The following is a 21177-nucleotide window of genomic DNA, read 5'->3' on the forward strand; positions in this document are numbered from 1 at the left end:
AGCACCTCCCATGAGCACCAGCACCATCACGACCACGTTCGGCGTCGACGGCATGACCTGCGGCCACTGCGTCTCCGCGGTGACCTCCGAGCTGTCCGCCCTGCCGAGCGTCAAGGACGTCACGGTCCAGCTCGTCGTCGGCGGGTCGTCGACGGTCTCGGTCATCTCCGACGCGCCCCTGGCCGACGACGCGGTCGCCTCGGCGGTCGTCGAGGCCGGCTATGCCGTCACCCCGCGGAGGTCGTTGCTGTGAGCGAACGAACCGTCGATCTCGCGATCGAGGGCATGACCTGCGCCTCCTGCGTCGCGCGCGTCGAGAAGAAGCTGAACCGGCTGCCGGGCGTCGAGGCGACCGTGAACCTGCCGCTGGAGTCGGCGCACGTCCGTGTGGACGGGCCGACCGCCACGGACGAGCTGGTCGCCGCCGTCCGCGCCGCTGGCTACGACGCCACGGTCGTGCGCCCCCCGCACGAGCACCACGAGGGCATGGACCCCGTCGAGCACGCCCTCTCGGGTCACTCGATGGCGCCCGGCCACGACATGGACCCGGCCGAGGACACCTCGGCCCCGACCGACGCGCGCGGTACCGAGCTGCGCAGCCGCCTGCGGGTCGCCGCCGTCCTCACCGTGCCCGTGCTGCTGGTCTCGATGATCCCCGCGCTCCAGTTCACCGGGTGGCAGTGGGTCGTCGCCGCGCTGGCCCTGCCCGTGGTCACGTGGGCCGCGTGGCCGTTCCACCGTGCCGCGTTCCGGGCCGCCCGGCACGGCGCCTCGACCATGGACACACTGGTGTCGATCGGCATCATCGCCGCGAGCGCCTGGTCCCTGTGGGCTCTGCTGTTCGGTGGCGCCGGCGAGCTCGGCATGACCATGACCCCCACGCTGTGGCCGCGGGCCGCCGAGGAGATGGCCGTCCCGGAGCTGTACTTCGAGGTCGCGGCCGTCGTCACCACGTTCCTGCTGGCCGGCCGGTACGCCGAGCACCGGTCCCGCCGCCGTGCCGGCGACGCCCTGCGCGCGCTGCTGGACCTGGGCGCCAAGGACGTGTCGCTGCTGGTCGGCGGCACCGAGCGGCGCGTGCCCGTCGACCGGCTCACCGTCGGCGACGAGTTCGTCGTGCGACCGGGGGAGAAGGTCGCCACCGACGGGGTGGTCGTCAGCGGCACCTCCGCGCTGGACACCTCGCTGCTCACCGGCGAGCCGGTGCCGGTCGACGTCGGCCCCGGCGACGAGGTCACCGGCGCCACGATCAACACCTCGGGCGCGCTCGTCGTGCGGGCCACCCGCGTGGGCGCGGAGACGCGGCTGGCACAGATCGGCCGGCTCGTCGCCGCCGCGCAGACCGGCAAGGCACCCGTGCAGCGGCTGGCGGACCGGATCTCCGCGGTGTTCGTGCCCGTGGTGCTGGTCCTCGCGCTCGGTACGCTGGCCGCCTGGTTGCTCACCGGCTCGGGCGTGCAGGCGGCGTTCACCGCTGCGGTCGCCGTGCTGATCATCGCGTGCCCCTGCGCCCTCGGCCTGGCCACGCCCACCGCGCTGCTGGTCGGCACCGGCCGCGGCGCGCAGCGGGGCATCCTCATCAAGGGCCCCGAGATCCTCGAGCAGACCCGCACCATCGACACCGTCGTGCTGGACAAGACCGGCACGGTGACCGAGGGCCGCATGGCGCTGGTCGACGTGGTGGGCGAGCCCGAGGTCCTGCGCTACGCCGCCGCGGTCGAGCAGCTCGCCGAGCACCCCATCGGCCAGGCCATCGCGGTCGCCGCCGGACGCACGGACGGACCGACCGGGGGCGACGGCGTCATCATCGGCTCCGACCAGGTGCACGACTTCCGCGCGGAGGCCGGTCACGGCGTCTCGGGCGTGGTCCGCACCGCGCACTCGGGAGTCGGGCTGGGTCGTCGTGTCCTCGTCGGCAAGCCCGCGTGGCTCAAGGAGCAGGGCATCGACCCGACCGACTACCAGGGTCCGTTCGACGCCGCCGAGGCCGACGGTGCCACCGCGGTCATGGTCGCCTGGGACGGCTCGCCGCGCGGCGTGCTGGTCCTGCGCGACCCGGTCAAGCCGTCCTCCGCGCAGGCGGTCGCCGAGCTGCGCGCCCTGGGCCTGCGGCCGGTCCTGCTCACCGGGGACAACGAGGGCGCGGCCCGGGCAGCCGCACGCGAGGTCGGGATCTCCGCGACCGACGTCATCGCGCACGTGCTGCCCGCCGACAAGGTGGCGGTCGTCGCCCGGCTGCAGGCCGAGGGCGCACGCGTCGCGATGGTCGGCGACGGGGTCAACGACGCCGCCGCCCTGGCCACCGCCAACCTCGGCCTGGCCATGGGCACCGGGACCGACGTCGCGATCGAGGCCGCCGACATCACGCTGGTCCGTGGCGACCTGCGATCTGCCGGCGACGCGATCCGGCTCTCCCGGCGCACGCTGCGGGTCATCAAGCAGAACCTGTTCTGGGCGTTCGCCTACAACGTCGCCGCGATCCCGCTGGCCGCCCTCGGCCTGCTCAACCCGATGATCGCGGGCGCTGCGATGGCGCTCTCGTCGGTGCTGGTGGTCGGGAACTCGCTGAGGCTGCGACGGTTCGAGTAGGTCTCAGCACGGCTCTCAGCCCACCGCGTACAGGGGGACGAGGGCCACGCCTCCGACGAGCGCGAGGATCCCCGGGTACCGGTGCCAGGACGTGACGGTCCGGTCCCGGTCCCTGCGGACGTAGCGCGGCACGTCGTAGGCGCTCCGGCTCGGGCGGACGTGCACCGGCCTCGTCCGGAGCAGCCAGAGGTACACGGCGCCGAGAGCCATCCCGAGACCGCCGACCAGGGCGGCCGCGGCGTCGAACCACGCCGTCCACCCGCCCGCACCTGCTCTCCGGGCAGCCTCCGCGATCCCGACCACCACGTAGGAGCAGCCGAGGGCCGCAGCCGGCAGCCCGACCACGACTCCCGGGTTGCGCCAGTAGTCCTCACTGTCGATGTGGAAGATCCACTCCCCGACCACCACCAGTCCGAGGCCGCTCGCCGCCGCGACCACCGCGACCACCGCGAGCATCAGCGCGAGGACGTCGGTCACGGACATCGCTTCTCGGCACCTCGGTTAGGGGACGGGGCACGACTCCGACAGTCGGGCGAGGTCACCGTACCGGTCCGTCTCAGTGGAACCGGCGGCCCTCGTCGCGGCGGTACGCCGTCACGGCGAGGGCCGCGAACACCACCGTCCACGCGAGGATCACCACGAGAGCCCCCGCGTAGGCGTCATACCCGGTCACCGCCTGCACGGCCAGGTCGCGGGCGGCCCGCGACGGCAGGAACTTCGACAAGGCATCGAGCCACGCGGGGAACGCCTCGGGCGGCAGGAACAGTCCCCCGGCGAACGCGAGCGGGAACAGGGTGGCCTGCACCACCGCGATCGCGGCCTTGGAGCTGAGCCGGTACCCGATCGCCAGCCCGAGCAGCAGGAACGGCACCGCCACAGCGGGCACCATCGCGATCGCCGCGATCGCCTGGGCCGGGGTGAGGGTCGCCGCGGTGAGGAACGCGCCGAGCAGGACCAGCGGCACCAGGGCGAGGTAGGACCAGAGCACCCCGTTGAGCACCCGGCCGACCAGCCGCGGTCCGGCGCCGGCGGGCAGCGTGCGCAGGAACGGGTCGAACGGCATCGCGCGGTCCTCGGAGACGCCGACGCCGAACGAGAACAGGCACGTGGACATCACGGCGAACACCCCGAGCTGCGCGATCGCGGCGGTGGCGATCCCCGGGTCGTCGGCCACCGACCGCTGCGGGATGACGAAGAACAGCAGGGCCAGCGACGGGAACAGCAGGTTGCCGATCACCGCGATGGGGATCCGCACGGTCTCGAGGAACTGGAACCGGGCGTGCAGGACGGCCAGCGACCAGAACGGGCGTGGCGCGAGAACGGTGCTCATCGGACGACCTCCTCCTTCTGCGTGAGCGTGAGGAACGCCTCCTCCAGCGAGGCGCCACGGACCTCCAGGCCCTCGAACGGCACGGCCTGCTCGACGAGGGCGCGAACGGTCAGGTCGGCGTCGGACGCGAGCACCGTCCAGCGCCCGTCGGCCCCCTGCTGCGCGCTGGCCGCTCCGGGCAGCCGCGCCAGGTCGACGGTGTCCCCGACGGGCACCGAGAAGATCACGCGGCGCAGTCCGACGAGCCCGAGCACCGACGTCAGGGTGTCGTCGGCCAGCACGCGGCCCTCGCCGATCACCACCACGCGCTCCGCGAGCGCCTCGATCTCCTCGAGGTAGTGGCTGGTCAGCAGCACGGTCGCGCCGTCGGCGTGGTAGTCGCGCAGCGCCTGCCACAGGATGTGCCGCGCCTCGACGTCGAGCCCGGTGGTCGGTTCGTCGAGGAGCACCAGCCGCGGCCGGCCGACGAGCGCGAGGGCCACCGCGAGCCGGCGCTTCTGGCCGCCCGACAGGCCACCGGTCTGCCGCCCGGACAGGTCCTCGAGCCCGAACCGGGCGAGCACCTCCGCGCGCGTCATGGGGGCGGGGTAGTGCCCGGCGACGAGGTCGACGACCTCCCCGACCGTGAGTGTCGGCGGCAGGCCGGTCTCCTGCGGGGTGGTCCCGAGCGCGATCCGCGACGACGCGTCCCGCGGGTTCCCGCCGAACAGCCGGACGGTGCCGGAGTCGGCCCGGCGCAGGCCGCTGACCAGGCTGAGCAGGGTGGTCTTGCCCGCGCCGTTGGGTCCGAGCAGCCCGACGAGCTGCCCCTCGCCGACGCTCAGCGACACGTCGTCGAGCGCGGTCACCGCCCCGAACGTGCGGGTGACGTGCTCCAGCTCCACGACGGCGGTCATGACGTTCCTCCCAGCAGTGAACGCAGCGTCTGCGTGTACCTCTCGAACGCCAGCCGTCCGGCCAGCGTCAGCTCCACGTAGGTGGCCGGGGTCCGGCCCTCATGGGTCTTGGTGATCCTCACGTAGTCCGCCTCCTCGAGTCGGCGCAGATGGGTGGACAGGTTCCCCGCGGTCATGTCGAGCAGCTTCTGCAGCCGCGGGAAGGAGATGCGGTCGTGCGCACCGAGCGACGCGAGCGTGGCCACGACCCGCAGCCGGGCCTGCGCATGGATGACGGGGTCGAGCGGCTCCTCAGGCACGGGACCGGATCCGCGTGACGAGGCCGAGCGCGAGCATCCCGCCACCGCCCGCGAGCGCCATGACCAGGTAGGACGCCGGCAGCCCGGTGAGCGCGGCCGCCGCCCCCACGAGCGCCATCCAGCCGCCGACCAAGTACATCCCCCTGTCGTCCCACAGCAGGCCCCCCGCGAGGTAGAGCAGCCCGACCACCAGCGCCGCGATCGCGTTGGCCGCCAGCCCGGTCACCTCGTCCGACGCCCCCGCCCGGCCCAGCCCGGCGACGATCAGGCTCTGCGCGGTGAAGCCGATCGGCCACGCCCAGCCGTACAGGGCGCCCTGACGTGCGCCGGCGCCGGCGATCCCGTGCGTCCTGCGCAGCACGTGCACGATCGTCAGCACCACGGCCACCAGGCCGAGGCCGATCGCGACGACCACCGCGAGCACCGACGGGCGGCGGTCGTCGCGGGCAGTCAGCCACATCGCGCCGTACCCGAGCAGCCACGCGGTGCCCCAGAGCCCGAAGATCCAGGTGCTCGACGGGCGGGTGCCCTCGGCACGCGCGCGTTGGGCGGCGATGATCGCGAGCGCGTCGGCCGGGTCCGGTGCCTCGTCCGGACCGGCGGCGGCTGCGTCGCGCGGCTGCTCCGGTGTCATGCCTTCCTCCTAGGTTTGCGACACAAAGTAGTTTGTCTCGTCCCGACGCGCAAGGGGGTTGCTCAGGTCCGGTCCAGCCGGCGTCCAGGCTTGCGGCCTACGCTGCGAGCCATGACTGCGCCGACGCCCGCCGACGCGACCCCGGACGACCTCGCGGCTCCGGTGCTCACGGCCCCGCCGCCCAGCCAGCGCGCGTACCGCCGCCGGCTCACCACCGAGATCTGGATCGTCCTCGGCCTGTCGCTCGGGAAGTCCGGCCTCTACGCGGTGGTCAACATCATCGACCGGCTCACCGCCGGTCCCCCGCTGGCGGACCAGTCGACCACCCTCAACCCCAGCCGCTCACCGCGCCCGTGGCTCGACCTCACCTACCAGCTGCTGCAGATCGGCTTCGCGCTGGTCCCCGTCGCGCTCGCCCTCTACCTGCTCTCGGCCAACGGGAAGTCGGCGGTGCGACGCATCGGGCTCGAGCTCACGCGGCCGTGGCGTGACCTCGCGGTCGGCGTCGGCCTCGCCGCGCTCATCGGCATCCCCGGGCTCGGCCTGTACGCGCTCGCGCGGGCGCTCGGGCTGGCCGTCGAGGTCCAGGCGTCGGCCCTCAACGCGGCCTGGTGGACCATCCCCGTGCTGCTCCTCGCGGCGCTGCAGAACGCGCTGCTCGAGGAGGTCATCGTCGTCGGGTACCTCATGGAGCGGCTGCGCGAGCTGCGCTGGAGCGCGCCGGCCATCGTCGTCGCGAGCGCCCTGCTGCGCGGCTCGTACCACCTGTACCAGGGCTGGGGCGCCTTCGTCGGGAACGCGATCATGGGCCTGCTGTTCGCCGAGTACTACCGCCGGAAGCGCCGGGTGATGCCGCTCGTGATGGCGCACACGATCATGGACATGGTCGTGTTCGTCGGCTACGCGCTCGTCCCTGCCGCGCTGCTCGCGGCGATCGGGCTGAACTAGATCGTCGCCGACCCCTTGTCGAGCTGGTGGGCCAGCTGCTTCGTCGCGAAGCCGCTGACGATGAGCACCACGCCGCCGACGAAGGCGAACAGGCCCAGCAGCACGACGATCACGCTCACCGACGTCTGCGGGTTCATGATCAGCAGCAGCCCGAACAGGAACGCGATCAGGCCGAACGTCAGCACCCAGTACCAGCCGATGTCGCGCGACCGGTACAGGACCACCGAGGCGATGATTGACAGGACGCCGAGCACCAGCACCCAGAGGGCGATCAGGTAGAAGATCACCTGCGCGGTCGGCCCGGTCCACACCACGGCGGTCACACCGAACGCGATGCCGACGAGGCCCGAGATCAGCCACCAGCCGGCGCCCGGCTCCTTGCGGTTGCCCAGCCACTGCGCGATGGCCACCAGCCCGTCGATGATCGCGAACACCCCGAACACCCACACGAGCGCCTTCACCGTGCCCAGCGGCTGCACGAGCATGAACAACCCGAGGATCACCAGCACCACGCCGCGCAGGATGGGGAGCCACCAGATCCGGCGGAGCGCGGACGAGACGTCGGCGGTGGTCAGGTCGTCGGACATCGATGCCTCCAGCTGTCAGGACGAGGGGTCGGAACAGCAGCGTCCTGCTCCTCACGCTAGTGGAGGATCCGGACGAAGCACCTCGACGCGCACAAACGCTTACCGGCAGGTCACGCGACCTACCGAGCAGGTCCGGCGTGGCTGCCTAGACTCGCCCCTATGCCCGCGACGCCCGCCAGTCGCGCAGCGGCAGACGCCGCTGCGCCCACGGACGTCGTCGCGCCCGCAGAGACTGCCGAGGAGGCAGCAGACCCCGCTCGCGACGTGGTGATCCACGACGTCCCCACCGTCCGCGTGCACCACCCGAGCGACCTCCTGGGCACGGTGCTGTCCGCGCTCGGCATCGCGGTCGTGCTCGTGCTGGCGACCTACGCCCACAACACCACCACCGGCGTGGCGGAGGACGTCCAGGGCTTCGCCACCCTGCTCAAGCGGATCCTCTTCGTCCCCGTCACCCTGCTCGAGGGCTTCGTCATCGTCGCCGTCCCCCTCGCGGTCATCACCGAGCTCGCGATCCGCCGGCTCGGCCGGCAGCTGGTCGAGGGTCTGGTCGCCGCACTTGCCGCCCTCGTCCTCAACGCGGTCGTCTACTGGGCCATCACCACGCTCGGGTCCGAAGAGCTCGTGGTCGGCATGTCGATCCGGTCGGACAACCAGTGGGTCGTCACGCTCCCCGGGTACGTCGCGCTGCTGGTCGGCCTGCTCACGGTCGTCGGCCCGCGCGGTCGCCGCCGGACCGTCAAGTGGTCGTGGAACCTCATCTGGATCGCGATCGGCGTGCTGCTCATCACCGCCGGGGTCTCGCTGCCGGGGCTGGCCGTCTCCTTCCTCATCGGCCGCGTGACGGGGCTCGGGGTGCGCTACCTGTCCGGCGTGCAGTCGGAGCGGGCGTACGGGGCGAGCCTGGTGGCCGGCGTGCGGCGCGCCGGGTTCGATCCCGTCCAGCTGAGCCGGGTGGCGGACGCGACCACGGAGGCGGAGTCCGAGGTCGGGGCCGACGAGCTCGACGGCGACTCCGCGGCCCGGGCGCTCACCCGGTCGACCGACCACCGCGTGTACGAGCTGACCACCGAGGACGGCGACGAGCTGGACCTGGTCGTCGTCGACGGCGACCGGCAGGTGGTCGGCATGCTGACCCGGCTGTGGCGGTCGCTGCGGCTGCGCGGGATCGAGGGCCGCTCGGTGGTGTCACTGCGCCAGGCTGCCGAGCGCACCGCCCTGCTCGCCTACGCCGCCCGCGCCGCCGGCGTCCGCACCCCCAAGCTGCTGAGCATCGCCGAGGCCGACGACTCCATGCTCCTGGTCCAGGAGCGCCCCGGGCACGCGGTCCCGCTGAGCGACCTGACCAGCGAGGAGCTCACCGACGAGGTCCTCGAGGAGCTCTGGGCGCAGCTCCAGCTCGCCCACGACGCCGGCATCGCCCACCGGTCGCTGACCAGCGACGTCCTGCTCGTCGAGACCGTCGTCGGCCGGCCGGTCGTCTGGCTGACCAGCTGGGAGCAGGGCGACGTCGCCTCGTCCGAGCTGGCCCGACGCATGGACGTCACCCAGCTCGTGGCCCTCCTCGCCCTGCGGGTGGGCGCCACGCGCGCCCTCGAGTCCGCGGCGAGCGTCGTCCCCGCCGAGCACGTCGCGGCGATCGGTCCACTCCTGCAGACGATCACGCTGCCGCGCCTGACCCGCGACGAGATGCGCGCGGACAAGAAGGTGCTCGCCGAGCTGCGGTCGGCGCTGGTCGCCCGGCTGCCCGAGGCCGACGTGGAGCCGCAGCAGCTGGTCCGGTTCGGTGCCCGCACCGTGCTGACGATCGTCGTGCCGATCGCCGCCATCGTCTTCGTCATCACCAGCATCAACGTCGACGAGATCACCTCCGCGCTCGCGGCCGGCGACTGGCGCTGGACGGTGGTCGCGTTCGTGCTCGGGCTCGTCACGCTCGTCGGGGCCGCGCTGGCGTTCGTCGCGTTCTCGCCGGTCAAGCTGCCGCTGTGGCGCGCCACGCTGGTGCAGACCGCCGCGACCTTCGTCGGGCTCGCCGCACCAGCCGGCATCGGACCGGCCGCGCTGAACCTGCGGATGCTCACCAAGCGGGGGGTGTCCACCACCCTGGCGGCGGCCACCGTCGCGCTCGTCCAGGTGAGCCAGTTCGTCGTGACGCTCGGTCTGCTGCTGGTCCTGACCATCGCGTCCGGCAACAAGGAGTCGGCGCTGCCGGTCTCGCCCGTCGTCCTGCTCGTCCTGGGGATCGTCGCCGCGCTCGTCGCGTCGGCGCTCCTGGTGCCCAAGGTGCGTCAGTGGGTRCTCGCCAAGACCATGCCGACCCTCCGCCAGACGTGGCCGCGCCTCATCGAGGTGCTCGGGCAGCCGTGGCGGCTGGCGCTGGCCGTCGGCGGCAACCTGCTGATGACGCTCGGCTTCATCTTCGCGTTCGACGCGAGCCTCGCCGCGTTCGGCCAGGACGCCACGCTCATCCAGGTGGCGCTGGTCTACCTGGCCGGCAACACCGCGGGCGCGCTGATCCCGACGCCCGGCGGCATGGGCACGATCGAGCTGGCCCTCGCCACCGCGCTCACCAGCTTCACCACGATCAACCCCGGTGTCGCGACGTCGGTCGCGGTCCTGTTCCGGGTGGCCACGTACTGGCTGCGCATCCCGCTCGGCTGGGTGGCCATGCGCGTGCTGCAGAAGACCGGCGAGCTGTAGACAGAGGTCCGGGCCGGCACCTGTGCGGTACCGGCCCGGAGAACTCGTGCGGCAGCGTCGGTCAGGCGAGCGCCTTGGCCTTGAGCGCCGCGAACTCGTTGGCGTCGATCGTGCCCGCGTCGAGCAGCGCCTTCGCCTCGGCGATGTGCTCGGTCGGTGACTTGCCCGCCACGTCTCGGATGTAGCTGTCGGTATCGGACTTCGCCTGCTGGACGGCCTGCATCTGCCGCTCCGCCATGCCCTTGCCGCGGGCGATCACGTAGATCAGCGCGGTCAGGAACGGCAGGAAGACCAGCGCGATGATCCAGACGGCCTTGGCGAAGCCGCCGAGGTCACGGTCACGGAACAGGTCTCCGAGGATCTGAAAGAGGATGACGAGGTACGCGAAGAACAGGAACCAGTAGACGAGAAGCCAGAACCAGTCCAAGAAGCTGTCCATGTGACCTTCTCTCCGGAAGTGCCCCCGAGCGGGAGCTCGCTCACGTCGAGGCTAGTGGACATGGCGGACAAAAAGCACCCACCGACACACGCTGACCTGCGGCAACGCAGAACCCCCCGGAGCCGGGAGGCTCCGAGGGGTTCGACGAGGAGGGCTTGCCGTGCTTCGAGACCTCAGGCCGCCACGTGCTCGCGCTGCGCCGGCACCAGCTCGATCGCGCTGCGACGAGCGGCGAGGCCGGCCCACGCGGAGACGCGAGGAGCCGGGAAGGCCGGGGTGGGGGTGATGGAGGTCTCGGACGGGTCCGCTGAGAATCCGCGCTGGTCCATGTCGCTGTCCTGTCTGTTCGGTAGCCCGGCTGACCCTGTAGGTCCCGTGGCTTTGCGTCCCCTCCTTGCGGAGGGTTTGCCGTTTCGCTGACAAGTCCGACATTAGAGCAACATGAGAGTTCGTGGAAGCGTGTCACCGTCAGCAGAACCGGACATACGCCCTTTTCACCCGGTCGGACGTATCAGAGCGTCTCCTTCACGCTCGTGGCCGCTCACCCGAAGGTGAACGAGAACGCCTGGACCCCTGACTGCGCAGTCAGCTCGACGGTGCCGCTCCGCACTGAATCGTCGTCGACCAGCGCGTACGCCCGCGGTGCACCGTCCACCGCCAGCTCCACCCGGTCCACGACCGACCCGTCCTCGTCGCGCACGGTGGCCGTGACCGCACCCGTCCCGCCGAGGACCACCTGCACCACCGCGGCGTGGTACCGCAGTTGCAGCTGCGCGTCCGGGCCCGCGGTCGCGCCCTGGTAGTCGGTGGTCCACGTCCCGCCGAACGCGACCGTGTCCGGCGCCTGGTCCGTGGGGAACGTGTAGGTCCCCGCGCCCTCCCGGTAGTCGCCCGCCACGTTCGCGTGCTTGCTCACCGACAGGAACGTCTCCGGGGTGACGTCTCCCTCCGGTGTCGTGTCGTCCACCTGGGTCTGCGCGGGAAGCGTCACGCCGGGGTCCGCCTGCGTCAGGAGCTCCCGGATCAGGGTCTCGGTCTGGGCGTAACCGCCCTCGCCCTGCGACACCTGCCGGATCCGGCCGTCGGCGTCGATCAGGTAGTGCGCAGGCCAGTAGCGGTTTCGGTAGGCGGTCCAGGTGGCGTACGAGTTGTCCTGCGCCACGGGGTACGTGATGCCCAGCCGCTCCGCGCCGTCGACGACGTTGCGGGTCTCGCGCTCGAACGCGTACTCGGGGGTGTGCACGCCGATCACCACGAGGCCGTCGTCGCGGTAGGCCTCCTCCCACGCGGTCACGTGCGGGACCGAGCGCTGGCAGTTGATGCAGGAGTACGCCCAGAAGTCGAGGAGCACGACCTTGCCGCGCAGGTCCGCCAGGTCGACCGGTGCACCGTCCGGGGTGTTCAGCCAGGTATCGATACCTCGGATCGCCGGCGCGGGTCCGCAGTCCTCGAGCTCGGCGGAGTTGTTGCTGCACTCGGCCAGCTGCCGGTTCTCGTCCGTGACCAGCCCGCCGAGGTCCAGCTGCTCGCGCACGGTCTCGCTGGCGGCGACCCTCGCCTGGAGCGACTCCGTGTAGCCCGGGAGCGCCCGCTGGATCGCGTCGGTCAGGTTGAACGCCAGCGCCAGGGCGAGCGCGATCATCAGCGCACCGCCGGCCGCGCGGATGCCGCGCTGGTGGGTGCGGAACGCGGCGATGCGCTCGGCGACCCGGCGGCCCGCGAGCGCGAGGATCAGCAGCGGGATCGACGCGCCCAGCGCGAACGCCACGGTCAGGACAACCGTGCCGGGGCCGACCGACCCCGTTGCACCCGCCACGGTGATCGCCGCGAGCACCGGCCCGGCGCACGGCACGTACACCGCGCCCAGTCCGAGACCGAGCACGAAGCCGCCGCGGCCCGCCCCGGGCGCACGCTTCGGGGTCAGCCGCTGGAACGGACGCTCCAGGAGCTCCTCGAACCGCGGCACCAGCAGGCCGATGCCCAGGAGCGCGAGCACGGCGATGCCGGCCCAGCGCAGCAGGTCCTGCGGCAGACCGAGCAGGTTGAGCAGGAGCGTGCCGACCAGGGTGACCAGCGTGAAGCTGGTGACCAGGCCCGCGATGACCAGGTAGGGGCGGCGGGCCGACGCCTTGTCGCGCGTGGCCGTCACCTCCGCGGGTGGTTCCAGGGTGGCGACGCCACCGGGCGTCCACGTGGTGCCGCTCGACAGGAACGACGGCTGGGCCATCGCCCCCACGGAGCCGGCGGCGCCCTTCGTGGTCTTCGTCGTGGCGGATGGTCGAGCGCGTGCCCCTTGCACGCCGCCCGCGAAGAACACGACGGGCAGCACGGGCAGGATGCACGGCGAGATGCCGGTGATGAGGCCACCGACGAGCCCGATGAGCGCGAGCGTGAGCAGGTCCATGGCCGGGGTTCGCCGCCGCGACCCTCGGGGATGGGTCCTCGTCGCAACCGGCACCCATCCGCTCCCCCGACGGTGCCGAACCCCTCCCGAGAGACGACCGGGCGGGTACCCACCCGGACCTGATTCAAGGGAGAGCCACCATGCGCACCACGAACCGCACCCGTATCGCCGCCGTCCTGCTCGCCGGCGTCACGGGCCTCGCCCTGACCGCCTGCAGCTCCGGCGCGGCCGACGACACTGCAGGATCCGAGTCGTCGTCGATGGAGACGCCCATGGAGACGCCGTCGGAGATGCCGACCGAGGACGCGATGACCGCGGACCCCGCCGCCGACCTCGTCGGCCCCGGCTGTGCCGACTACGCCACCGCCGTCCCCGACGGCCCCGGCTCCGTGACCGGCATGTCGACCGACCCGGTCGCCGTGGCCGCGTCGAACAACCCGCTGCTGACCACGCTCGTGGCGGCCGTCTCCGGCCAGCTGAACCCGGACGTCAACCTGGTCGACACCCTGAACGGTGCGGAGTTCACCGTGTTCGCGCCGGTCGACGACGCGTTCGCCAAGATCGACCCGGCGACCATCGAGTCCCTCAAGACCGACTCCGCGACGCTCTCCTCGATCCTCACGTACCACGTGGTGCCCGGGCAGCTGTCCCCCGACATGGTGGCCGGCACGCAGACCACCGTCCAGGGCGGGACCGTCGAGGTCACCGGCTCGGGTGACTCGCTCATGGTCAACGGCGCGTCCGTCATCTGCGGCGGCGTCCACACCGCCAACGCGACCGTCTACCTCATCGACTCGGTGCTCATGCCGACGATGTGACGACCCGGCGGGCCGGTCGCTGAGGCGGCCGGCCCGTCAGCGCTCGGCCGTTCAGCGGCCGAGCAGCGGAGCCCCCTCGCAGGGTACGGCGAGGGGGCTCCGTCGCGTCCGGACCCGACTCCCGCACCCGTCCGTGAGTTCGTGCGTTCCGGTCGAGTTCGTGAGTTGGAACTGCCGATCTCGCCTGTAACTCACGAACTCGTGCGGGACGGTGCGGGGCGGGGTGGGTCAGGTGGCCGAGAGGACTACCAGCGGGTCCGTCGTCGGCTGCGTGGAGCCGCCGGCGGGTTCGACCGTGATGGCCAGGGCGTCGCCCGTGGAGAAGTCGTCGGCGAGCTGGCGGACCGCGCCCGCGTCGTCGGCCAGCACGCCCGCCGAGGCGGCGCCGTCGGCGTCGACGACCCAGAGCTGGTACGCCTTGTCGTCGCCGGGGTCCGGCAGGCCGGTCGCGCTGAAGAGGGCGCGGTCGTCGGTGAGGATCGCGGTCGCGGTGCCGCCGCCGGTGACGTCGCCGTGCACGACGACCGCCGACGGGTCGGTGAGCAGGTCCGCGAGCGCCTGCTGCTGCTGCTCCGCCTCGTGGGCGCGCTGGGCCTGCTGGACCGCGAGCGCGGTCGGGACGGCGGCGCCGATGACGACGGCTGCGGCGACGGCGAGCCAGCGCGTGCGGGACGGGCGCCGGCGGTCGGCGAGGTTCGTGACGCCCGGCGCCGGGGCGTCGGGCGACGCAACGGCGTCGGACGGTGCGGTGCCCTCGGGCGAGGTAGGGGCGCCAGCGAGCACAGACGCCGGAGCCGCCGGAGCCACCGCGTGGCGCGGGCCCGCGAGCGGACCGAGCTGCGGGACGTCGGCGATCGCAGCCAGGACCGAGGCACGGAGCGCGGCCGGGGGTTCGCCGGCGACGGCGTCGCCCAGGGTGGCCGCGACGGCCGTGAGCTGTGCGAGCTCCGCGGCGGCCTCGGGGTCGGTGGCGACGAGCTGCTCCACGGCGGCGCGCTCGTCGGCGTCGACCGCGTCCAGCGCGTAGGCGCCGAGCAGGGAGCGGGCGTCGTCGTCGGACACCGTCATGACGTCACCCCCAGGCAGTCGCGCAGGCGGAGCAGGCCGTCACGGATGCGGCTCTTCACCGTGGGCAGCGGCGCGGCGAGCTCGTCGGCCACCTCACGGTAGGTCCGGCCGCCGTAGTACGCGAGGACCACCGCCTGCTTCTGGGTGGACGTGAGGGTGCCGAGGCAGTCGCGGACGCGGACCTGCTCGAGGGCGGCCTCGACCTCGTCCGCGACGACGTCGAACTCCCGCTCGGTGCTCCCGTCGAGGACCCGCTGGTCGCGGTCGCGCTGGGCCTGCACCGCGCGGACGCGGTCGACGGCCCGCCGGTGGGCGAGCGTCAGCGTCCACGTGCGGGCGGACCCGCGGGTGGCGTCGAACCGGGCGGCGGTGCGCCAGACCTCGACCCAGACCTCCTGGGCCACCTCGGCCGCGTGGTCGGGGTCCCGCAGGACGCCGAGGCAGGTGCCGAAGACCGCGCGTCCGAGCGCGTCGTACAGGACCGCGAACGCCGAGTCGTCGCCCAGCGCGACGTCCGAGAGCAGGGACTCGGCGGAGCGGGGCGCGTCGGCCTCGCCAGGTCCTCGCTCCACGCGGGCCAGTGTGCCCCACCGGGTCGCCGCTCGCCCTTCGGCGGTCGCGCGCCGCGTGCCGGCGTGCCCGGGGGGGCGCGCCGGTGGCGTCGACAGCTGCTGCAGGGACATCGGGTCCGTCGTCCGTCGGTGGATGGGTCAGCAGTGGTTCGACGCCGCCGCCCCCGCGGATGGCTCAGAGCAGCCCGATGTCGCCGAGGTCCGCGCCGGTCCCCGCCGCGGGCTCGTCGTCCGCGAGCCGGAGCGCGAGCTGGGTCTCCCACCGGGACATCTCGGGCTCGACGAGCGGGTCCGTCAGCTGCAGCTCGAGGCGGCATCCCCACGCCTCGCCCTCGGGGGTGTCCCAGCGGTCGAACCGCAGGCCCTCGGCGGCCGCCCACGCCTGCATCCCGGCGGTCACCTGCACCAGCTCGTCGGGCGGGCCCACGTGGCTGGTCACCGCGTAGCGGCCGGCGGGCAGGACGCCGGTGATGACGCCCCCGTCGGTCCACTGCACCGCCTCGGAGAGGGGCACCCCGGCCTCGACGACCATGCCCCGCTCGGGGTCGACGACGTCGTACCGGAAGAACGGCGGACCAGCCGGGTGCAGGCTGTGCGCGGTCAGCCAGGCGAACAGCTCCGGGAACCCGCCCGCAGCCCGCGCGAACGTGCCCGGCGTGACCGACGCGCTGATGCCCACGTACGGCACCGCGGGCCGGTCGACGACCACGGGGACCACCGTCGTGCGCGCCATCGGACCTCCTGGCCCGAGGCTACGACCGTCCCGTCAGCGGCGCAGTGCGACGGCGGCGTCGAGGTGGGCCTCGCGGCGCTGCTCGTGCGTCCGGCGCTCGGCGTGCTGCCAGGGCTCGGCGGGCGCGACCACCCGGCGGGCGAGCCGCGCACGGGACGAGCGGAGGACGAGTCGGGGGATGGGGATGCGCACGGTGCGCACGTCGTACGTCAGCGCGACCATGTCACGCCTCCTCGGATGCGTCGGGAGAGAGCGGGTGGGGGGCGTCGGACGCCTCCGGACCGGGTGCGGGGTCGACCGCGAGGTCGGGGTGGCTGGTGGCGAACCACCGCATGAGCAGGGCGCCGGCGGGGCGCGACGAGCTGTCCTTCATGCGCGCGACATACGGCTCGAGCAGGGCGCCGACGGCGTGGAGCAAGGCGTCCGTCTCGTCGGGCGTGGCCCAGAAGGTGTCCTTGGTCATCGACGCCGGGAGCGACCGTCCGGTCAACTCGGCGGCGCGGTCGGCGCGCTGGTGGAGGAAGCCGATGAACCCCTCGGCCTCCTGGCGGACTGCGACCTCGGCCAGCTCGACGACCGCACGCACCGAGCCGGGGACCGACTCGTCCGGCACGAACTGCTCGCGCCGGGCGCTCGGGCGCCAGGGGCGCTCGCGGCCGCGCTGCTCGGCGGGCTCGATGAACCCGTAGCGGGCCAGCAGGCGCAGGTGGAACGAGCAGTTGGCGACCGACTCGCCGGTGTGCTTGGCGCACTGGGTGGCGGTGGCCTCACCGGTGTCGTCGAGGTACTCGAGCAGGGCGAGCCGCAGGGGGTGCGCCAGTGCGCGGATCCGCTCGGGGTCGCTCCGGCTCACCCGGGTCTCGCTGCTCTGCTCGGTGCTCATGGTGAGACTGTAGAACGCGCAACGATCGTTGCGCAAGAGTTATTGCGAAAGAGATGTTGTGAACGACGAAGGCCCCCACCGCCATGGTGGGGGCCTTCGCGTCGTGCGGGGACGGGTCAGATCACTTGAACGCGTCCTTGATGTTCTCGCCAGCCTGCTTCACGTTCGCGCTGGCCTGATCGCCCTTGCCCTCTGCTTCGAGACGCTCGTCGTCAGTCGCCTTGCCGGCCGCTTCCTTGACCTTGCCCTTGGCTTCTTCCGCAGCGTTGCTGATCTTGTCGTCGAGACCCATCAGAATCACTCCTCTCGGGTTGGCAACTCCTCGACGCTACGACGACCCTGCGCGCCTCGCATCCGCAACGACCGCGTCGCGCAGGGCGCCGAGCACCTGCTCCCAGTTTGCCGTGGAGTGCGCCGCCTCCTCGGCCGAGCCGTTCCCGTCCTGCTCGAGCGTCACGGTCGTGGACCCCTCCTGCTCGTCGAACGTGAACGTCAGGTGGTGGTAGTTCTCGGGGATGTCCGGATGCCCGCTCAGCGGTGAGTAGTGCGTGTAGCGCAGCCGCCGCGGACGGTCGACCTCGAGGATCTCGCCGTGGTCCTGGAACGGCTTGCCGTCCCACTCGCCGTCGAAGGTGATGGGCACGCCGACCACGTAGGTGCTGGTCACGCGCGCACCCATCATCCAGGTGGCCTCGGGATCGACCAGGGTGTCCCAGACGGTCTCGGCCGGCGCCGGGATCTCCGCGGACGCTCGAGCGACGTGGTTCTCAGACATGTGCGCCTCCCCGCGCGCGGTACAGGTCGGTGAGCGTGAAGATCTCCGACCCGTGGTGGATGATCTCGCGGTTGATGTGCGCCACCAGGTGCGCGAACGGTGACTGCGCATCGATCTCGGTGGCCTGGCTGAGGCCGACCGTGAAGATGTCATCGTCGGACATCCCGGCGATCCCCGCTCGCCAGGCGTCGGCCACCCGCGTGAGCTCCGCGACCGCCGGCCCGACCTCGCCCGAGTAGGTCAGCGTCGGCCGCTTGGCCTCGTGCGCGCCGAACGTCCAGTCGTACCGCTCGGTGAGCACCTCGGTCAGGTGCGCCACGAGCCACGAGACCGTCCGCGGGCCGGGATGGTCCGGCCCCTCGGGCCACTCGACCACCCACTCGCCGACGCCGAACGTGCGCGGCGCGGTCGTCTCGGTGCGCCGCCGGACGCTCAGCGCCCCGGGTGCGGGCTCCCACTGGAACTCGTCCTGCGTGACGGTCTCCAGGCGCCGACCGAGCTCCCACCAGGAGAACTCCAGCTGCCCCCGGACCACCGCGCGCGGCGTGGGGACGCTCAGGATCGACCAGTCGAACTCGTCCACGATGGGCTCCTCACGAGGGGGCTGCGGCGTCCCGACCGTAGCGAAGCCCTCGGACACTCACTCGGGAGCGGCTTCCTCCCGGAGGCGCGGCTCGGTCCGGCGGTGCGGCGCGAACCCGGACTTGTCGGCGTAGAACGCGCGCACCTCGTCCATGTCCGCGGCGACGTCGCCGGTCAGCTGGAGGGTCGGTCCCAGGCCGGCCGTCATGGTGGTGCGGTCGACGTAGCCGAGGGTGACCGGCAGGTCCGTGGCGCGGGCGATCCGGTAGAACCCCGACTTCCAGCCGGAGCCGCTGCGCGTGCCCTCCGGGGTCACGACGAGGTAGAAGCGGTCCCCGCCCTGGATCCGGGCCACCAGCTCGTCGACCAGCCCCGCGGGGTCGCGGCGATCCACCGGGATGCCACCGAGCGCCCGCATGACCGGTCCCGCCGGACCGCGAAACAGCTGGTGCTTGCCGAGCCACTTGACCGTCAGGTCCGCCTCGCCGCTGATCGCCAGCATGAGGATGAAGTCCCAGTTGGACGTGTGCGGCGCCCCGATCAGCAGGCCGGCGCCGTCCACGGGCACGCGCTCGGTCTGCAGGGTCCAGCGGCTCAGCCGCCAGTAGGCGCGGGCCAGGGTCCGTCGGAGCGTCACGCCTGGACGGTACCCGAGACGCGAGCGGGTGCTGGGCCGCACCCGCCCGTCCGCGTCACCTCGGGACGGCGAGCCGCGCAGGGGTCTGAGCTGCGCGCGAGCGGCGGACGAGCTCCCCCGGCACTCGCATCGCGCGAGTGCGTGACGGCATGAACCGCACGAAGAACCCCACCCGCATCACCCACGCCACCCAGCCGGTGAGGGGGAAGCCGTAGAGGTCGGCCACGCCGCGGCCGACCCCGAACGACGCCGCCTGCCCGAGCCCGAGGTAGCGGAACCGCCGGCCCGGGCGGCCCGCCAGCGCGCGGGCGACGTTCCGGCCCACCTGGTCCCCCGCCTTGATCGCCCACAGCGCGTTCGCGGTCACCGGGACGCCGCTGCGCGGGTGCGCCACCGAGGCCGCGTCGCCCGCGGACCAGACGTCGGGCGCCACCAGCAGCTCGCGCGTGGTCACCAGGCGACCACGGTCGTCCCGCGGCAGCCGGTCCAGGCCCGGGAGCACGACGGCGCGCTGCCCGGTGGTCGCCAGCACGGTGTGCGTCCGCACCGCGGACCCGTCGGACAGGGTGACCGAGCCGTCGTCGACGGCCACCACCCGCACGCCGGTGCGGACGTCGACCCCGAGCCGCACCAGCTCCGCCGTGCAGCGGGCGGCCAGCCGGGGCTGCTCGTCGTGCAGCGCGGGCACCACCCGGTCCGCCGACTGCACCAGGACCACGTCCGGCACCCGTGCGGCGAGCGCGGCGGCGAGCTCCACCCCCGCGAGCCCGCCGCCGACGACCACCACGGGTCCGTCCACCACCCGCACGCGCTGGAGCAGCTCGGCCAGGTCGCCCGGCCCGCGCAGGGTCAGTCCCCGACCGGCGAGCCCGTCGACCGCATCCAGGGGCTCGCGTCCGCCGGTCCCGACGACGAGCGCGTCGTAGGCCAGCTCGTCGTCCCCGTCGACGCCGGAGAAGTGCACCCGCCGGGCGACGAGGTCCACCCGCGTGACGCGGGCGTGGAGCACGCGGGCGCGCGGCATCGCCTCGGTCAGCGGCGTCTGCGTCAGCGCGATCGGCAGCAGCCCGGCGACCACCTCCCCGGTGAACCCGTGGAAGTTGTGCACGGTGTCCGCGCTGAGCACGACGATCTCGACCTCGCCGCGCCGCAGTGCTCCGCGCAGCCGCCGTACGAGCGCACCGTACGCGTGCAGCGTGACGTAACCGCCGCCGAGCAGAACGACGCGCCTCATCGCACACCCGCCAGCGGCCGCCCGAAGCTCGAGGGGGCGGCTGCCGTGAACCCGTGGTGCGCGAAGCGGTCGGCCAGCCCCCGGACGTGAGCCACGTGGTCGAGCGTCGGCACGCCGGTCGAGAAGTGCCCCACGTGCCCGGCCAGCCCGAGCAGGAACGTCTCCGCGAAGCATGCGTACGCCTGACCGCGCGGCAGCCCGATGTCCCCGCCGCGCAGGTGCATCCCGGGGATCTCGACGACCCCGCCGTCGACGAGCGTCACGTCGGGCCGCGCCGCCGCGAGGTCGGGCGAGGTGTTGCGGGGCTGCGTCGCGTCCAGCACGCGGGCGCCCGGTGCCAGGTGCTCGGCCCCGAGCAGCGCGTCGGCCGACGCCGTCAGGAGCACCACGGCGTCGCAGCTGCGTACGTCGTGGAGGTCGGTCGAGATGGTCGTCGGCACGCGTCCCCCGACCTCGGCGGCCAACGCGTCCAGCTTCGCGGTCCCCCGGGCCACCAGGAGGAGGGAGTCGACCGAGCCGGCGGCAGCGAGCAGGCGGACCAGGGTGGTGCCCACCGAGCCGGTGGCGCCGACGACGGCCACCCGGCGGTCGGACAGGTCCGCGAGCAGGATCAGCAGCTGGTCCTCCACGATCGCGGCGGTGTACGCGTTGCCGTTGGTGACGCCGATGTCGGTGCGGCCGCGCAGGGTGGCGCCGCCGGCGGTGACCGTCGCCGTGAGCGCCCCGAGGCCGACGACGCCCGCACCGAGCCGCGCGGCGTGGTCGATCGCCCGGCCGACGCGGGCCCGGCCCTCGTGCGGCTCGGACAGCAGGTGCCGCGCGCCGAACGGGACGAGCACCACGTGGCCGACCGGCTGGTCGTCGAGGTCGATCCGGGACATCGCGTAGGGCGGGAGCGGGAGTCGACGGACCGCGGTGTCGATGAGGCGCTCCGGCACCCGACCGAGCGGGCTCCAGATGCGGGCCAGGTCCTCAGCGATGCGGGCTCGCGGGTGGACCAGGAAAGCGAACGGTGCAGCGGTGCTCATCGGGGGCTCCCCTGTGGCCGC

At 73.0% G+C, this 21177-nt stretch carries 25 protein-coding genes and 1 riboswitch; of the genes, 5 read left to right on the forward strand and 20 right to left on the reverse strand.

All coding sequences use genetic code 11. The annotated features are described in order from the left end of the window. Positions 1 to 10 precede the first annotated feature (10 nt). Entirely contained in the window at positions 11 to 253 is a 243-nt protein-coding gene (locus AC1DXT_RS00230; RefSeq protein WP_477059380.1) for a heavy-metal-associated domain-containing protein, read from the forward strand. 32 nt (positions 254 to 285) lie between these two features. Continuing rightward, positions 286 to 2589: a heavy metal translocating P-type ATPase gene (locus tag AC1DXT_RS00235; protein ID WP_477060785.1), complete on the forward strand. Its 2304-nt coding sequence runs from the start codon at positions 286 to 288 to the stop codon at positions 2587 to 2589. 15 nt (positions 2590 to 2604) lie between these two features. Here the strand turns inward: AC1DXT_RS00235 and AC1DXT_RS00240 are convergent, their stop codons facing one another. The 5 genes from AC1DXT_RS00240 to AC1DXT_RS00260 all read right to left on the reverse strand — a co-directional run bounded on the left by AC1DXT_RS00240 (position 2605) and on the right by AC1DXT_RS00260 (position 5748). Continuing rightward, entirely contained in the window at positions 2605 to 3066 is a 462-nt protein-coding gene (locus AC1DXT_RS00240; protein ID WP_477059381.1) for a hypothetical protein, read from the reverse strand. A gap of 79 nt (positions 3067 to 3145) precedes the next feature. Further along, complete coding sequence (locus AC1DXT_RS00245) at positions 3146 to 3919, reverse strand: ABC transporter permease (protein ID WP_477059382.1); 774 nt, start codon at positions 3917 to 3919, stop codon at positions 3146 to 3148. Then, positions 3916 to 4815 carry an ABC transporter ATP-binding protein gene (locus AC1DXT_RS00250; protein ID WP_477059383.1) on the reverse strand — a complete coding sequence of 300 codons (900 nt, stop codon included), beginning with the start codon at positions 4813 to 4815 and terminating at the stop codon, positions 3916 to 3918. The genes AC1DXT_RS00245 and AC1DXT_RS00250 overlap by 4 nt, the downstream gene beginning before the upstream one ends. Continuing rightward, positions 4812 to 5114 (reverse strand): transcriptional regulator, encoded by a 303-nt coding sequence (locus AC1DXT_RS00255; protein WP_477059384.1) that lies wholly within the window; start codon positions 5112 to 5114, stop codon positions 4812 to 4814. Before AC1DXT_RS00255 ends, AC1DXT_RS00250 begins: the two co-directional genes overlap by 4 nt. Further along, a complete protein-coding gene (locus AC1DXT_RS00260; RefSeq protein WP_477059385.1) occupies positions 5107 to 5748 on the reverse strand; it encodes a hypothetical protein in 642 nt (213 codons plus the stop codon). Before AC1DXT_RS00260 ends, AC1DXT_RS00255 begins: the two co-directional genes overlap by 8 nt. 111 nt (positions 5749 to 5859) lie before the next feature. On the opposite strand from AC1DXT_RS00260, the gene AC1DXT_RS00265 reads away from it, so the two are divergent. Next, complete coding sequence (locus AC1DXT_RS00265; protein WP_477059386.1) at positions 5860 to 6696, forward strand: CPBP family intramembrane glutamic endopeptidase; 837 nt, start codon at positions 5860 to 5862, stop codon at positions 6694 to 6696. On the opposite strand, the gene AC1DXT_RS00270 is transcribed toward AC1DXT_RS00265, so the two are convergent. Continuing rightward, complete coding sequence (locus AC1DXT_RS00270) at positions 6693 to 7283, reverse strand: HdeD family acid-resistance protein (RefSeq protein WP_477059387.1); 591 nt, start codon at positions 7281 to 7283, stop codon at positions 6693 to 6695. The genes AC1DXT_RS00265 and AC1DXT_RS00270 overlap by 4 nt on opposite strands. Before the next feature lie 159 nt (positions 7284 to 7442). Here AC1DXT_RS00270 and AC1DXT_RS00275 point away from each other — a divergent pair, with 159 nt between their 5' ends. Next, a complete protein-coding gene (locus AC1DXT_RS00275) occupies positions 7443 to 9983 on the forward strand; it encodes a flippase-like domain-containing protein (protein ID WP_477059388.1) in 2541 nt (846 codons plus the stop codon). A gap of 61 nt (positions 9984 to 10044) precedes the next feature. On the opposite strand, the gene AC1DXT_RS00280 is transcribed toward AC1DXT_RS00275, so the two are convergent. From AC1DXT_RS00280 to AC1DXT_RS00290, 3 genes are all read right to left on the reverse strand, one after another. Then, positions 10045 to 10422: a PLDc N-terminal domain-containing protein gene (locus tag AC1DXT_RS00280; RefSeq protein ID WP_477059389.1), complete on the reverse strand. Its 378-nt coding sequence runs from the start codon at positions 10420 to 10422 to the stop codon at positions 10045 to 10047. Positions 10423 to 10595: 173 nt separating this feature from the next. Then, positions 10596 to 10751 (reverse strand): hypothetical protein, encoded by a 156-nt coding sequence (locus AC1DXT_RS00285; RefSeq protein ID WP_477059390.1) that lies wholly within the window; start codon positions 10749 to 10751, stop codon positions 10596 to 10598. A gap of 16 nt (positions 10752 to 10767) precedes the next feature. After that, positions 10768 to 10842, reverse strand: a riboswitch (cyclic di-GMP riboswitch). A 121-nt stretch (positions 10843 to 10963) separates the two neighbouring features. Then, a complete protein-coding gene (locus AC1DXT_RS00290) occupies positions 10964 to 12826 on the reverse strand; it encodes a cytochrome c biogenesis protein DipZ (protein WP_477059391.1) in 1863 nt (620 codons plus the stop codon). A 140-nt stretch (positions 12827 to 12966) separates the two neighbouring features. Here AC1DXT_RS00290 and AC1DXT_RS00295 point away from each other — a divergent pair, with 140 nt between their 5' ends. Next, a complete protein-coding gene (locus AC1DXT_RS00295; RefSeq protein WP_477059392.1) occupies positions 12967 to 13644 on the forward strand; it encodes a fasciclin domain-containing protein in 678 nt (225 codons plus the stop codon). A 228-nt stretch (positions 13645 to 13872) separates the two neighbouring features. Here AC1DXT_RS00295 and AC1DXT_RS00300 read toward each other — a convergent pair whose 3' ends face one another. The 11 genes from AC1DXT_RS00300 to AC1DXT_RS00350 form a co-directional block, all read right to left on the reverse strand. Next, positions 13873 to 14712 carry an anti-sigma factor gene (locus AC1DXT_RS00300; RefSeq protein WP_477059393.1) on the reverse strand — a complete coding sequence of 280 codons (840 nt, stop codon included), beginning with the start codon at positions 14710 to 14712 and terminating at the stop codon, positions 13873 to 13875. After that, positions 14709 to 15284 (reverse strand): ECF RNA polymerase sigma factor SigK, encoded by a 576-nt coding sequence (gene sigK, locus AC1DXT_RS00305; RefSeq protein WP_477059394.1) that lies wholly within the window; start codon positions 15282 to 15284, stop codon positions 14709 to 14711. Before sigK ends, AC1DXT_RS00300 begins: the two co-directional genes overlap by 4 nt. A 175-nt stretch (positions 15285 to 15459) precedes the next feature. Next, positions 15460 to 16017 carry a GyrI-like domain-containing protein gene (locus AC1DXT_RS00310; protein ID WP_477059395.1) on the reverse strand — a complete coding sequence of 186 codons (558 nt, stop codon included), beginning with the start codon at positions 16015 to 16017 and terminating at the stop codon, positions 15460 to 15462. Positions 16018 to 16050: 33 nt separating this feature from the next. Beyond that, a complete protein-coding gene (locus tag AC1DXT_RS00315; protein WP_477059396.1) occupies positions 16051 to 16239 on the reverse strand; it encodes a hypothetical protein in 189 nt (62 codons plus the stop codon). 1 nt (position 16240) lies between these two features. After that, on the reverse strand, positions 16241 to 16900 hold the full coding sequence (locus tag AC1DXT_RS00320) for an ArsR/SmtB family transcription factor (RefSeq protein ID WP_477059397.1): 660 nt from the start codon (positions 16898 to 16900) through the stop codon (positions 16241 to 16243). 121 nt (positions 16901 to 17021) lie between these two features. Further along, positions 17022 to 17192, reverse strand: a complete 171-nt coding sequence (locus AC1DXT_RS00325) for a CsbD family protein (protein ID WP_056086725.1) — start codon at positions 17190 to 17192, stop codon at positions 17022 to 17024. Positions 17193 to 17228: 36 nt separating this feature from the next. Further along, the gene (locus AC1DXT_RS00330; protein ID WP_477059398.1) at positions 17229 to 17675 is read right to left on the reverse strand and encodes an SRPBCC family protein; all 447 of its coding nucleotides are present in this window, start codon (positions 17673 to 17675) and stop codon (positions 17229 to 17231) included. Continuing rightward, a complete protein-coding gene (locus AC1DXT_RS00335) occupies positions 17668 to 18258 on the reverse strand; it encodes a DinB family protein (protein WP_477059399.1) in 591 nt (196 codons plus the stop codon). The genes AC1DXT_RS00330 and AC1DXT_RS00335 overlap by 8 nt, the downstream gene beginning before the upstream one ends. A gap of 57 nt (positions 18259 to 18315) precedes the next feature. Continuing rightward, entirely contained in the window at positions 18316 to 18894 is a 579-nt protein-coding gene (locus AC1DXT_RS00340) for a 1-acyl-sn-glycerol-3-phosphate acyltransferase (protein ID WP_477059400.1), read from the reverse strand. A gap of 55 nt (positions 18895 to 18949) precedes the next feature. After that, positions 18950 to 20128, reverse strand: a complete 1179-nt coding sequence (locus AC1DXT_RS00345) for an NAD(P)/FAD-dependent oxidoreductase (protein WP_477059401.1) — start codon at positions 20126 to 20128, stop codon at positions 18950 to 18952. Then, the gene (locus tag AC1DXT_RS00350) at positions 20125 to 21156 is read right to left on the reverse strand and encodes a semialdehyde dehydrogenase (RefSeq protein WP_477059402.1); all 1032 of its coding nucleotides are present in this window, start codon (positions 21154 to 21156) and stop codon (positions 20125 to 20127) included. Before AC1DXT_RS00350 ends, AC1DXT_RS00345 begins: the two co-directional genes overlap by 4 nt. Between the last annotated feature and the right edge of the window lie 21 nt (positions 21157 to 21177).

It is taken from the genome of Cellulomonas sp. P1_G12_2, assembly GCF_056405535.1.